Annotated in this window: 13 protein-coding genes; 5 read left to right on the plus strand and 8 right to left on the minus strand. The window is 74.6% G+C overall.

Translation table 11 applies throughout. The annotated features are described in order from the left end of the window. Positions 1-4: 4 nt before the first annotated feature. Positions 5-667, minus strand: coding sequence for a TVP38/TMEM64 family protein (locus Ae331Ps2_RS21670; protein WP_075306780.1), 663 nt, complete (start codon positions 665-667; stop codon positions 5-7). A 167-nt stretch (positions 668-834) separates the two neighbouring features. Here Ae331Ps2_RS21670 and Ae331Ps2_RS21675 point away from each other — a divergent pair, with 167 nt between their 5' ends. Then, complete coding sequence (locus tag Ae331Ps2_RS21675; protein WP_075306779.1) at positions 835-1227, plus strand: hypothetical protein; 393 nt, start codon at positions 835-837, stop codon at positions 1225-1227. Here the strand turns inward: Ae331Ps2_RS21675 and Ae331Ps2_RS31425 are convergent. The 4 genes from Ae331Ps2_RS31425 to Ae331Ps2_RS21690 are packed head-to-tail and all read right to left on the minus strand — an operon-like array spanning position 1190 to position 4090. Further along, positions 1190-1402 (minus strand): hypothetical protein, encoded by a 213-nt coding sequence (locus Ae331Ps2_RS31425; protein WP_139318745.1) that lies wholly within the window; start codon positions 1400-1402, stop codon positions 1190-1192. The two genes, Ae331Ps2_RS21675 and Ae331Ps2_RS31425, sit on opposite strands and share 38 nt — an antisense overlap. A gap of 3 nt (positions 1403-1405) precedes the next feature. Further along, positions 1406-2452, minus strand: a complete 1047-nt coding sequence (locus tag Ae331Ps2_RS21680; RefSeq protein ID WP_075306778.1) for a DUF4185 domain-containing protein — start codon at positions 2450-2452, stop codon at positions 1406-1408. A 10-nt stretch (positions 2453-2462) separates the two neighbouring features. After that, the gene (locus Ae331Ps2_RS21685) at positions 2463-3206 is read right to left on the minus strand and encodes an enoyl-CoA hydratase/isomerase family protein (protein WP_075306777.1); all 744 of its coding nucleotides are present in this window, start codon (positions 3204-3206) and stop codon (positions 2463-2465) included. Beyond that, positions 3206-4090: an alpha/beta fold hydrolase gene (locus Ae331Ps2_RS21690; RefSeq protein ID WP_075306776.1), complete on the minus strand. Its 885-nt coding sequence runs from the start codon at positions 4088-4090 to the stop codon at positions 3206-3208. The genes Ae331Ps2_RS21685 and Ae331Ps2_RS21690 overlap by 1 nt, the downstream gene beginning before the upstream one ends. Before the next feature lie 188 nt (positions 4091-4278). Between Ae331Ps2_RS21690 and Ae331Ps2_RS21695 the strand changes: the two genes are divergently transcribed. The 3 genes from Ae331Ps2_RS21695 to Ae331Ps2_RS21705 all read left to right on the plus strand — a co-directional run bounded on the left by Ae331Ps2_RS21695 (position 4279) and on the right by Ae331Ps2_RS21705 (position 7363). Further along, a complete protein-coding gene (locus tag Ae331Ps2_RS21695; protein WP_075306775.1) occupies positions 4279-5571 on the plus strand; it encodes an MFS transporter in 1293 nt (430 codons plus the stop codon). 92 nt (positions 5572-5663) lie between these two features. Continuing rightward, positions 5664-6209 (plus strand): DUF4334 domain-containing protein, encoded by a 546-nt coding sequence (locus Ae331Ps2_RS21700; RefSeq protein WP_060712062.1) that lies wholly within the window; start codon positions 5664-5666, stop codon positions 6207-6209. 179 nt (positions 6210-6388) lie between these two features. Then, positions 6389-7363, plus strand: coding sequence for an alpha/beta hydrolase (locus Ae331Ps2_RS21705; protein ID WP_075306774.1), 975 nt, complete (start codon positions 6389-6391; stop codon positions 7361-7363). Between the two features lie 89 nt (positions 7364-7452). On the opposite strand, the gene Ae331Ps2_RS21710 is transcribed toward Ae331Ps2_RS21705, so the two are convergent. After that, positions 7453-8565 (minus strand): YncE family protein, encoded by a 1113-nt coding sequence (locus Ae331Ps2_RS21710; RefSeq protein WP_075306773.1) that lies wholly within the window; start codon positions 8563-8565, stop codon positions 7453-7455. Positions 8566-8685: 120 nt separating this feature from the next. Between Ae331Ps2_RS21710 and Ae331Ps2_RS21715 the strand changes: the two genes are divergently transcribed. Then, positions 8686-9897, plus strand: a complete 1212-nt coding sequence (locus Ae331Ps2_RS21715) for a cytochrome P450 (RefSeq protein ID WP_020622697.1) — start codon at positions 8686-8688, stop codon at positions 9895-9897. 100 nt (positions 9898-9997) lie between these two features. Here Ae331Ps2_RS21715 and Ae331Ps2_RS21720 read toward each other — a convergent pair whose 3' ends face one another. After that, positions 9998-11662: a GMC oxidoreductase gene (locus Ae331Ps2_RS21720; protein WP_075306772.1), complete on the minus strand. Its 1665-nt coding sequence runs from the start codon at positions 11660-11662 to the stop codon at positions 9998-10000. Between the two features lie 5 nt (positions 11663-11667). After that, entirely contained in the window at positions 11668-12105 is a 438-nt protein-coding gene (locus tag Ae331Ps2_RS21725) for a hypothetical protein (protein WP_198932185.1), read from the minus strand. Positions 12106-12192 lie beyond the last annotated feature (87 nt).

Consider the following 12192-nt stretch of genomic DNA (forward strand, 5'->3'; position numbering starts at 1 on the left):
CGGGTCAGGCCACCGGGGCCGGCGGCACCGGTGCCGTCTCCGTCCGCCGGGCAGTCCGCCCGGCCCGCCGCCGTGTCCGGGACGCCACCAGCGCCGCGACGGTCAGCACCACCAGCCCGGCGACCGCGACGAGGAACGGCACCGAGCCCGGGTCCCCGCCATAGGCGCCGATGGTCACGAACGCCACGGCCGAGGGCAGCACGCCCAGCACGGACCCGGCGAGGTAGTCGCGCAGCCGGATCGCGGTCAGCCCGCAGGCGTAGCTGAGCACCGGGAACGGGATGACCGGCAGAAGCCTGCCCCCGGCGACGGCCCACAGCCCGCCCCGGCGCAGCCGCGCGTCGAGACGGTGGATGCGGGCGCTGCCGATCCCGGCGACGACCTCGCGGCCCAGCGTCCGCGACAGCACGAAGCCGATCAGCGAGCCGACGGCGACCGCGGTCATCGTCGTCGCCAGGCCGACGGGCAGGCCGAACAGGACGCCGGCGGCGATGCCCATCACGGTCGCGGGCGCCGGGACCAGGGTGAACCCGACGAACAGCAGCGTGAACAGGACCGGCGCCGCCCAGCCCGCGGCCGCCGTCGTCGCACGGACGCCCTCGACCGTCGGCCAGCCGGTGACCAGCAGGACCGCGGAGCCCGCGATCACCAGCGTCACCAGCAGCACGGGTCGCCACCATCGGGCCACCGTCGACCACCTCCACCCGGATCTACGAGCGGGGTACCCGCGGGGTTCGGGCGAGCATCGGCACGACCCGGTGAACGGCGACCGGTGTGCGGCGGCCGACAGGTGTCCGGTGCGAGGGTGTCCGGTATGACACAGTTGTCGCGCTGATGAGACGTCCTGCGCGCACCCGCACCCTGCTGGGGTGGATCGCCGTCGCGTTCGTCGGAGTGTGGATCGTCGGGACGGTCGCGCTGATCGCGGCGGCCGGCGAGCGCGGCGCCGACGACCCCGCTGCGCTCCACGACCGGGCCGGCGCCGCGCTGCGGAGCCCCGACGGCGGTGCCCGGCTGCACGAGCTGCTGCTCGACGCCCCGGACCGGGGTTTCGCCGACGACTACGTCGAACGCCTGCAGGCGGCCGGGTCACCCGTCGTGCTGCCCACCGGAGCGGACCGGGTCGAGATCCGCTCGGGTCCGGTGCTGGTGACGCTGTCGGTCACCGAGGAGGCGGGCCGCTGGTACCTCAGCCTCCTGCCGCCCGGCGGGCAGGAACCCGGCTGACCCCGGGGCACCGCCACGGCCTCCTCGGCCGGAGTGCGGGCCCGGGGGCGGCCGCGACGACGACACCGGGGAACCCGGTCAGCAGCCGCGGCACGACCCGGCGCAGCCGCCGGACGGCGGCGGGAGCGTCGATGTCGTCGAGGCGGGCCTGCAGGACCAGCTCCCCGTTACCCACTTCTCATGACGCCCGGACCTCGGACTGCTCCGTCCGCAGCAGCTCCGTGACGTCCGTCCGGAACTGCATCGCGCGGTACGGCCAGTGGGTGGTGGTGTTCCACTGGCTGACGACGAGGTGCAGGTCGTCGAGCGTCGAGCCGGGGACGACGTAGCCGCCGTAGAGCTGCGCGACGCGGCCGGTGGCGTGGTCCTCGTCGTCCCAGCCGCAGCCGGTGAGCACGGTGGTCCGCGGGGCACGGTGCAGGTCGGCGTTCGGCCGATCGAGCAGCAGCGTGTCGATCCGGTAGTTCCCGGCGTCGAAGACGGTGAGCAGCAGGTGCTCGCGCCCGTCCGGGCCCGGGACCCGGCGCAGGTTGAGCTCGCCGAAGGCACCCGGCAGCGTCAGCGTCGGCGGGTTGCCCCAGTCCCAGCGCTCCCCGGCGAAGCCCCACGGCTCCCACGCGTCGCGGTCGGTGATCCGGTCGGCGGGCACCCGGTGCAGCAGCAGACCGTCGCGGCGCTGGAAGCCGGTGGTGTAGGCGTAGACGTACCCGTCGTCGCCGTCGCACCAGGTCAGCTGCTGGAACAGGCCGTCGTGGTGGTCGCCGGGCCAGTCGCAGCCGGTGCGCTCCCAGGTGACGCCGTTGTCGCGGGAGGCGATGATCTCGCTCCACAGCACGTTGCCGAGGCCCTTGTTGGCCATGACGTGCAGGTACATCGTGTCGCCGACGGTGATGACGTCGGCGGGCAGGATCGTGGTGACGCGGCGGTGCAGCCGGAACCAGTTCGTCGCCGGCTTGCTGACGAGCCGGCAGGCGTAGTCCGCGGTGTCGCCACCGGAACCGGTCCAGCGCAGGCCGGTCCGGAACCCGTCCGGGTCGGCGAACAGCACGACCGGGGAGCGCCAGCCGGGCCCACCGACGCCGGCCCGCTCGAAGGTGTCGCCGAAGACGGCGACCAGGCGCCCGTCCGGCGCGGTGGCGAGGATGCCGAGGTCGGTGCCGCCGATCCCGAACCGGTCGGTGTGCCCGGGCCCGGTCAGGTCGGCGATCTTGGTCGTGACGGCCATGGCGGCGACCCTACGGCCGGTACCGCGCGATCGCGGCGCGGGTCGCGGGCAGCGCGAACACCTCCGCGAAGGTGTCGACGCTGGCCTCCACCGATCCGGTGATGCCCTGCTCGCGCCAGGTCTCGAGCAGCTCCTTCTGCGCCGCCAGGACCTCGCGGGTCGGGGCGAGCAGGGCCGCGACCAGCTCGTCGACGGCGGCGTCGAGCCCGGCGGGGGAGTCGACGAGCCGGTTCACCAGCGGGGCCGTCCCGGGTTCGTCGACCCGGTGCACGCTGCCGGTCAGGACCATCTCCTGGGCGAGCGCGGCGCCGACGTAGCGGGGCAGCAGCGCCGCGTCGACCACCGAGGGGATCCCGAGGCGCACCTCGGGCAGCCCCACCCGCACCCCGGTGTGGGCGACGCGAAGGTCGCAGGCCATGGCCAGCTCGAACGCGGCACCCAGGCAGGCGCCGTTCAGCCGGGCGATGGTCGGGACCGGCGCGGTGCGCACCACACGCAGGCAGGCCGCGAGCCGGGTGATGATCGCGCGACCGTCGCCGGGGTCGGCGTCGCGGAAGACGTCGAGGTGCATCCCGGCGCCGAAGGCCCGGTCCCCGGCACCGGTGACCACGACGACCCGCACCCGGTCCGGGAGGTCGGTGACGGCCGCGGCGACCGCGTCGACGTCGACGAGGTGCAGGGCGTTCGCGGCGTCGGGGCGGTCCAGGGTGACGGTCCGGACGGGGCCGTCGTCGCGCACCCGCGGGGTCCCCATCAGCGCACCGTCCGCGGCGGCGCGGCCGCCGCGGCCACCGCGTCGGCGAACACCTGCGGTGCCTCGACCGGGACGAAGTGCCCGACGCCGTCGACGGGGGTGACGGTCACCTCGGTGAAGAACTCCGGGAGCCGGTCGGACCAGTCGCGCGGGAACAGCGGGTCGTGCTCGGGCCACAGGAACGTCGTCGGGACGGTGACCCGGTCGGCCGGGTCGGGCGCGGTCTCGGCCAGCGAGCGGGCCACCGCGCCGCCGCCGGAGCGGTACCAGTTGATCGACGCGACGAACGCGCCCGGCGCCCCGTAGACGGCGGCGAGGTGGTCGAGGCGTTCGTCGTCGGGGGTGAACCCGGGCCCGGACCAGTGCGACCAGAAGTGGCGCAGGTACGCGCGGGCGGCACGGGTGTCGCCGTCGACGAGCTCGCGGGCCAGGTCGAGCTGGTGGAAGGACTGGTACCAGAACTCGCGCACCGGGTCCTCTCCCAGGATCCGCCTGCCGACACCGGGCGCCGGCGGGGTGACGACGAGCGCGCGCAGCAGGTCGGGCCGGTCCGCGGCGATCTGCTGGCCGACCCGGCTGCCGACGTCGTAGCCCGCGACGACCACCCCGGACAGGCCCAGCTCGTCCAGCAGCGCGGTCAGCGAGCGTGCCTGCGCGGCCGCCGAGTACTGCTCGGCCGGGTCGCGGTCGTGCTTCTCGGACGCGCCGAACCCGCGCAGGTCGGGGACGACCACCTCGTGCGCCGGGGCCAGCCGTGCGGCGACGGCGGCCATGTCCGTCCGGTCGCCCGGCCAGCCGTGCAGCAGCAGGACCGGAGGCGCACCGGGCTCGCGGTGGCGGTCGTAGGCCAGCCGGAAGCCGTCGGTGGCGGTGGACAGTGGCATCGCGGGGATCCTCCGGGGTCGTGGGGCGGCACCGGACCGCCCGGCCCGGTCTACCGAGAAGTGATGATGGGGTGCCCGGCGCGCGGCAGCGATACTCGGTCCGTTCCTCTCCCGATCGGTCCGGTCGATGTGTCGGGCCGCACCGGATACGGTTCGCCGACCGTTCGGCCGACACGTCAGGGGGAACCGTGTCCCAGCCAGCCAGCACCGGAACGACGGAGCGTCACCGCCTTCCGGTCCGGACGCTCGTCGCGGCGTCCATCGGCAACGCGGTCGAGTGGTACGACTGGACGATCTACGCGACGTTCTCGATCTATTTCGCGACGCAGATCTTCCCGCCCGAGAACGCGGCGCTAGCCCTCATCTCGACGCTGGCGACCTACGCGCTCGCCTTCTTCTTCCGGCCGCTGGGCGGTCTGCTGCTGGGCCGGTTCGCCGACCTCAAGGGGCGCCGGACCGCGATGCTGGTGACGATCCTGCTGATGGCGGGCGGCTCGTTCGTGATCGGCCTGCTGCCGACGTTCTCGATGATCGGCTGGTTCGCCCCGGTCCTGCTGCTGCTGGCCCGCATCGCGCAGGGCATGTCGCTGGGCGGGGAGGTCTCCAACGCGTCGGCCTACCTCGCCGAGATCGCCCCCCGTGAGCGGCGCGGGCGCTACTCGTCGTTCTTCTACATCTCCACCGGCACCGCGGTGCTGTTCGCCTCGCTCACCGGTTTCGTGCTGGCGGCGACGCTGACCGACGACCAGCTCGCCGCCTGGGGCTGGCGGATCCCGTTCCTGCTCGGCGGGGTGCTCGGCATCATCGGGCTCTGGATGCGCCGTCAGATGAGCGAGACCGAGCAGTTCGAGGACAACAAGGAGTCGGCGGCCCGGATCCGCAACCCGCTCCTACTGACCCTGCGCGAGCACCCGAAGGCGGTGGCGCAGCTCGTCGGCTTCACCATCCTGCACACCCTCTGCTACTACACGTTCTTCTCCGCGCTGACGCCGTTCGCCACCCGCTCCCGCGGCGCGGACGCGACCGAGGTGTTCCTCGCGCTCTCGATCGCCACGGCGATCTTCGTCCTCCTGCAGTACCCGATGGGGGCCGCCGCCGACCGCTGGGGCCGCCGACCCCAGATGCTCGTCTGGTCCGCGGCCACCGCGCTGCTCGTCGTCCCGCTGTCGTTCCTCATCGGGCCCGGCTTCTGGAACATGTTCGTCGTGTTCACCGTCGGGCTGGGGCTCTACACAGCGATGACCTCGGTCGCGCCGGCGATCATGAGCGAGCTGTTCCCGACGACGGTCCGCGCCCTGGGCATCGGCGCCTGGTACAACCTGACCGTCGCCGTGTTCGGCGGGACGGCGCCGCTGGTCATCGCCTCGCTGCAGGAGGCGGACCTGGCGATCCTGTTCTTCGTCTACGTCGCCGTCGGGGCGGTGATCTCCTTCGTCGCGGTGCTGACCCTGCCGGAGACGAAGGGCTCCGCCCTGAGCTGACCCCGGTAGCCCGGTACCCCGCGAGCAGGGGCGGAGCGAGGTGCGGGTTGTACCGTTGATCGACACGCCGACGTTTCGATGGAGAGCTCGCGATGACCAGCACCGCACCGGCCGACACGCTCCGACACCTCGCGCACGGCGCCACCCTGGAGGAGGGCCTCGGCTTCTTCGACGCGCTGCCCGCCGTCGGGGTCGAGGAGATGCTGGGTGACTGGTCGGGCGGTGAGATCCCCACCGGCAACCCGATGGACGGGCTGCTGGGCCGCTTCGGCTGGCACGGCAAGCGGTTCGACGGCGTCGACGACGTCCACCCGCTCGTCATGGACCACCCCCGCGGCGGCCGGTTCTCCCTCAACCCCGCCCTGGTCCCGCTGCCCGCGCTGCTGCGCTACCCGGCCGCGCTGCGCAACGCGACCCTCGCGCGGATCGCCCGCACCGCGGGCCCCGCGCTCGCCACCCGGGCCCCGAAGGCACGGTTGCGCACCACCGAGTACCGCGGGGTCGCCAGCGCCACCATGTGCTACGACGACCTCCCGATCCACGACGTCTTCCGTCGCGTCGACGACGACACCGTGCTCGGCGCCATGGACATGCGCGGCCTGCCCCAGCCGTTCCTGTTCTTCCTGCGTCGCGAGTGACCGGGTGTCTCCCCGAGTGTGCTGGTCGCGAGCAGGCTGACGACATCGGCCGCCGGACGGGCGAGGTGACCAGCCCGGGGGCCCCGGACCGTGAGAGCTAAACGGAGGGCTCCACTGCTTATGGTGGGCCACGGTCTCACGACGAGAGCCACGCGACGGACCCCACGAGGAGGGCCGCCATGCCCGTACACCCTTCGCAGATCGACCCGGAGCTGCGGCGCCGCGGAACGCTGATCCGCAGGATCCGGTCCGCGCGGACCGAGGAGCAGCTGCGCCGATCGAGCGCCCTCCCCGGGCCCGTCGACCGGCTGCTGCGCAGACGGGTGCCCGCCGGTCTGGTCCGCAGCGAGGAGTGGATCCGGCGGCCGGACGGGTCGCGGCTGCGCATCCTGGTCTACCGGGCGCGGGACGCCCGGCCCGATGCTCCCGGACTGCTCTGGCTCCACGGCGGCGGGTACGCCACGGGAGCCCCCGAGTTCGAGGCGTCCTCCTTCCGGCCCCTGATCGCGGGGAGCGGCGCCGTCGTCGTCTCACCGGACTACCGCCTCAGCCCGGAGGCGCCGTACCCGGCTGCGCTCGACGATTCGTACGCGGCGCTGGTCTGGCTGAAGGACAACGCCGTCCGACTCGGCGTGCGGCCCGACCAGATCGCGGTCGCGGGCGGCAGCGCGGGCGGCGGGCTGACCGCGGCGACGACGCTCTACGCACGCGACGAGGGCGAGGTCGCCGTCGCCTTCCAGATGCCGCTGTACCCCATGATCGACGATCGCGGAGAGACCGAGTCCGGGCGGGACAACGACGCGCCGGTCTGGGACTCCGTGACCAACCGGTCGGCGTGGCGGTTGTACCTCGGCGACCTGTTCGGGGCCGCGGATGTTCCGGCGTACGCCGCTCCGGCACGGGCGACGGACCACGCCGGGCTCCCCCCGACGATGACCTTCGTGGGCAGTCTCGACCCGTTCCGGGACGAGACCGTCCACTACGTGGACAACCTGCGTGCGGCAGGCGTCCCGGTGGAGTTCCGTGAGTTCGCCGGCGCCTACCACGGCTTCGACGTGCTCGTTCCGAAGGCGTCGGCGAGCCGGGCTGCCGCCGCGTTCCGTGACCAGTGGTTCGGGCACGCGGTGCGGACCCACTTCGCCCCACAGCCCTGATCGCGACCGGGCGAGCGGCACCGACAGGCCGTCGATGATCGAGGGGAGAGCGGGTCCCGCCCGTGCCGTCCGGCGCTCGTCGCGTCGGGCTACGAGGCGGGCCCGTCGACGACCTGGACGACGCCGTCGGCGGTGCCGGTGACGAACAGCCGCCCGGTGTCCGGGTCGACGGCGACCGTGTTCGGCTGGCGCACGGTGGGGATCCGGGCGACCTCCCGCGGCGTCGGCTCGGTCATGTCGTAGCCGACGAGCAGGTTCGCCCCGGTGGCGGTGACCCACACGCGGTCGCGGACCGGGTCGTAGGCGATGCCGTAGGGCTCCCCGGGCAGGTCCACCCGTCCGACCTCGGCCGGGGTGCCGGCCGGGTCGACGACGATCAGGTGCCCGCCCCGGGTGTCGGTCGCGATCAGGCGGCCGTGCCGGTCGGCGACCAGGTGGGTCGGGCCGTCCCCGGCCGGGAGCTCGCGGATTCCGTCGCCGGTCGCGGCGTCGTAGATGGTGAGGGTGTTCTCGCGGACGTCGACGAGTCCCACCCGGTCCCCGGCCGGGGCGAGCCCGGCGGGCTGGGTGACGTCGGTCAGCTGTCGCACCACCCGGTCCCCGCGGACCACGGACACGCTGCCGCCCGCCTCGTTGGCGACGAACACGGTCCCGGCCGCGGTCTCGGTCGCGTCGTGGGCCATCGGGCCGGTCATGACCTCGGAGGACACCCGGCCGTCCGGGAGCGAGACACGCAGCAGGCCGTTCGCGCTCTCGCTCGGGACCAGCACCGGCCCGCCCGGCCCGGCGAGCTGCAGGTGACGCAGCACGCCCGGCAGTGGCACCCGCCCGGCGACGGTGGCGGTGTCGGCGTCGAGCAGCACGAGCCGGTCGGGCCGGCGCACCCCGACCGCGACGCGCCGCGTCGGCCCGTCGGCGACGATGCCCTCCGGGACCGCCCCGACCGCGACGATCCGCCCGGGCGGGGTGCCGGTCACCGGGGGCGCGACGCCCGGCTCGGCCGGCGGCGGCAGCGGCTCGGCGAAACGCACCGGGGTGCCCGCCCGCCCCGGCGCCGCCGGTGTGTCGGCAGGCGGGGCCGCACAGCCCACCACCAGGAGCACGGTGGTCAGGAGCACCGTGGTCAGGAGCGCCGTGGTCAGGAGCGCCGGGGGCGCCGGGACGGTCGGCGCCCCACGGGTCGTGCGTCCGACTGTCGCCATCTCCCCAGCATCGTCGTGCGGGCCGGTGGCCGCGCGTCGGCCGGAGATCGTCTTGCACCGTGAAACGATAGTCGGCTACCATTACGTGCTCGCAGACCGTGCGCACGAGGGAGTGTCACCGTGACGACCACCGAGGCCCCGCAGCTGCCGTTCGACCGTCCGAACATCATCGACGTCGCCCCGCTCTACGCCGTGCTGCGCCGCGAGGGACCGGTCGTCCCGGTGCGCACCCCGGTCGGTGACCCGGCCTGGCTGGTCACCCGGCACGCCGAGGCCCGTGCCCTGTTCGCCGACCCGCGGCTCGGGCGCTCGCACCCCGAGCCGGAGAACGCCGCCCGGGTGTCGGAGGCCGCGATCCTGGGCGGGCCCAGCGGTGCCTTCGAGCGGGAGAAGGCCGAGCACGAGCGGATGCGCAGGCTGCTGGTGCCCGCGTTCTCCGCCAAGCGGATGCGGCTGCTCGGCGACCACGTCGGCGAGCTCGTCGACGGGTGTCTCGACGACCTCGTCGCGGCGAAGGAGGACGCGGCCGACGGCGTCGCCGACCTGCACGCCCACCTCGCGTTCCCCCTGCCGGTGCTGGTCATCTGCGAGCTGCTCGGGGTGCCGTTCGCCGATCGCGGCTACTTCCACGGGCTGTCCGAGCGGGTCGCCACGATCCGCTCCGGTGGCGACGCCGACGTCGCGATGGGGGAGTTCCGCGCCTACCTGGGCCGCCTGGCGGATGCCAAGCGTGCGCAGCCGGGGGAGGACGTCGTCACCGACCTCGTCCGCGCCCGCGAGCAGGACCCGGACTTCGGCGAGGAGGAGATGACCCGGCTCGCCGCCGCGTTGCTGTTCGCCGGGCACGAGACGACCGTCGGGCGGATCGACCTCGGCGTCCTCCTGCTCCTGACCGACCCCGCCCGCCGCGACGCCTTCGTCGCCGACATCGACGGGCGGCTGCACGGCACCGTCGAGGAGGTCCTGCGGCTGTCCTCGCCGGGTGGGCTCGCCCTGCTGCGCTACGCCCACACCGACATCGAGGTCGGCGACGTCACGATCCGCCGCGGCGACGCCGTCATGATCGCGACCGCCTCGGCCAACCGGGACGCCGAGGTCTTCGCCGACGCCGACGCCTTCGACCCGACCCGCCGGCCCAACCCGCACGTGTCCTTCGGCTACGGCGGCCACTTCTGCATCGGCGCGAGCCTGGCGCGCACCGAGCTCGCGACGGTGTTCGCGCGGCTGTTCCGGCGGCTGCCCGGGCTGCGCCTCGCCGTCGCCCCGGAGGATCTGGAGGTGCGGGCCGAGCAGGTTACCGGCGGCGTGCGGTCGCTGCCGGTGACCTGGTGACCGGTGACCTGGTGACCGCGGACCGCGGCACCCGCTGATCTCGCGTGGCGCCCCGTGCCCGGGGTGCCACGGACGGCGGCGGGTCGCCACGGCGCGGCGGTCAGAGGCCGTCGCGCAGGATCCCGTCCATTGCCCGCTCCACGATCGCGGCGATCGTCCAGGACGGGTTGGTGCTGCCGGTCGACCCCGGCACCAGCGCCCCGTCGACGACGTGCAGCCCCGGGTGCCCGGTGACACGCCCGCGGTCGTCGGTCACCCGGCCCAGTACCGCGCCGCCCAGCGGGTGCCACGTCACCGGGTCCAGGGTGCCCAGGTCGAGCACCCCGGTCGGGGCGTCCGCGGCGCGGGCGACCAGCCCGGACGGGCCCGCCGGCAACTGCGCGGCCAGGCCGGACACGGTCCGGCCCAGCCCGACGCCGAGCGGGGCGTCGGGCGCGATCAACCGCTGGGTGAGGTCGCGGACGGTGCGCTGGGCGTCGGCGTCGCCGTCGGTGGGCCAGTGCAGGACGGCCTCGCCGGTGGCGGTGTCGAAACGGAACTCGCCCACCGGGTCGCAGGCCCCGAACCCGGGCAGCGACATCGCCCGGATGTCGAACGGCAGCGGCGCGGGACCGTAGGTGAGCGTGACGGCCTCGGCGCGGTCGTCGGTGGGCGGGCGGATGCCGGCCGCCATCGGTCCGGCTTGCGGTCCGCCCGCGGGCTCGGGGACACCGACGCGCAGCTGGATGCGGTCGCCGTTGTTGCCCCAGAACCGGCCGGCGTCGGCGGTGAGGTCGGGCAGCGTCCCGGTGTCGCGGGCCCGTACGAGCAGCCGGGAGGTGCCGGTCGACCCGGCGGCGAGGAACACCGCGCCGGTGGTGAGCGCGATCTGCTCCTGCACGACGCCGTCGGTGTCGATCCGCTCGACGTCGAGCCGGTAGCGGCCGCCGCCGAGCGCGTGCAGGTCGGTGACCCGGTGCAGCGGGGCGACGGTGACCAGACCGGAGGCCTCGGCGTCGCGCAGGTAGTTCTTGTCCGACGACAGCCGCGCCCCGGAGTTGACCCCGGAGAAGTACTCGCCGACCGACATCGACGGGGTCGCGCGCCCGGCGAACTCGGCGCGCACGACGTCCCAGTCGGTGGCGTTGGGCAGCAGCTGGGCCGTCAGCCCCGCGCGGCGGGCCTGCTCCAGGAACAGCCGGGTGCCGACGTGCGCGGGGTGGGCCAGGACGTCGTCGGGGATCGGCGAGACCCCGACCCGGGCGGCCGCGCGCGGGTAGTGGACCGCGGCGAGCTCGTCGTGGTCGATGCCGGGGATCGCCGCGGAGAACACCGCCGCGTCCGGCCGGATCCAGACCCCGGCGTAGACCAGGGTCGATCCGCCCACCCCGGCCCCGCAGAGCACGCTCATCCCGCGCCCGGACACCTTCTCGAACAGCCCGGTGTAGGGCTTGTACAGCGTCGGTGGCTGGCCGGGGAACACCGGCGCGGGCGTCAGCCACGACGAGCGACGGTCCGGGCGCAGGAACGGCGGGAACGTGTCGGCGGCCGGGGTGGTCCAGCGGCGGCCGCGTTCGAGGACCAGGGTGCGCACGCCCGCCTCGGCGAGCCGGGCCGCGGCGATCGACCCGCCGAGCCCGCTCCCGACGACGACGGCCGGAGCGGACATCGCGGTCACGTCCCGGCGCAGCAGGGCGGGCGCGGCGTTCGCGGTCCCGGCGGCGCCCAGCGCGGCGGCGCCGAGCGCGGCACCGGTCAGGAAACCCCGGCGGCTGGTCACCCGCATGCCGGTCAGCCCCCGATCCGGATGTCGGCGACGATCTCGCGGATCAGGCCGCTCTCGTAGCGGAAGGTCTCGTGCACCCGCGCGGTCGTGAGGCCGACCGGGCCCACCCCGACGGACAGGGTGAAGTCCGCGACCACGACGCCGTCCTCGCGCACGCGGTAGGTCTCGTCGGAGACGCCGCGGATGATCCGGTACTGCGGGCCGTACCGAAGGTCGGCGCGCAACTGGTCGCCGGAGAACCCGGTCGGCAGCCCCGCCTCGACCCGGGTCGCGGCCGGGTGGAACGGCACCGCGGAGGGGTCGTGGTCGACGAGCGCGGCCACGTAGGCGCGGGCCCCGTCGACCCGGCAGGCGTCGTCACAGGTGGACGCGGACGCGACCCCCGCACCCGCCCCGGCTGCGACCACGCCGATGGCCACTGCGACGACCACTGCGACGAGCACGGACAGCACTGGACCGAGCGATCTCACGGGAACCTCCGGGACCTGGGGGAGCGGTCGGGGACGAGGTGACGGGACCCGGGCCCGCGG

It is taken from the genome of Pseudonocardia sp. Ae331_Ps2, assembly GCF_001932405.1.
Classification (GTDB): Bacteria; Actinomycetota; Actinomycetes; order Mycobacteriales; family Pseudonocardiaceae; genus Pseudonocardia.

Excerpts from the sequence above, each read along its gene's own strand:
- Ae331Ps2_RS21710 (WP_075306773.1), bottom strand. The coding sequence starts at position 8,565 with ATGGCGACAGTCGGACGCACGACCCGTGGGGCGCCGACCGTCCCGGCG.
- Ae331Ps2_RS21685 (WP_075306777.1), bottom strand. The coding sequence starts at position 3,206 with ATGGGGACCCCGCGGGTGCGCGACGACGGCCCCGTCCGGACCGTCACC.
- Ae331Ps2_RS21690 (WP_075306776.1), bottom strand. The coding sequence starts at position 4,090 with ATGCCACTGTCCACCGCCACCGACGGCTTCCGGCTGGCCTACGACCGC.
- Ae331Ps2_RS21700 (WP_060712062.1), top strand. The coding sequence starts at position 5,664 with ATGACCAGCACCGCACCGGCCGACACGCTCCGACACCTCGCGCACGGC.
- Ae331Ps2_RS21705 (WP_075306774.1), top strand. The coding sequence starts at position 6,389 with ATGCCCGTACACCCTTCGCAGATCGACCCGGAGCTGCGGCGCCGCGGA.
- Ae331Ps2_RS21720 (WP_075306772.1), bottom strand. The coding sequence starts at position 11,662 with ATGCGGGTGACCAGCCGCCGGGGTTTCCTGACCGGTGCCGCGCTCGGC.
- Ae331Ps2_RS21680 (WP_075306778.1), bottom strand. The coding sequence starts at position 2,452 with ATGGCCGTCACGACCAAGATCGCCGACCTGACCGGGCCCGGGCACACC.
- Ae331Ps2_RS21675 (WP_075306779.1), top strand. The coding sequence starts at position 835 with ATGAGACGTCCTGCGCGCACCCGCACCCTGCTGGGGTGGATCGCCGTC.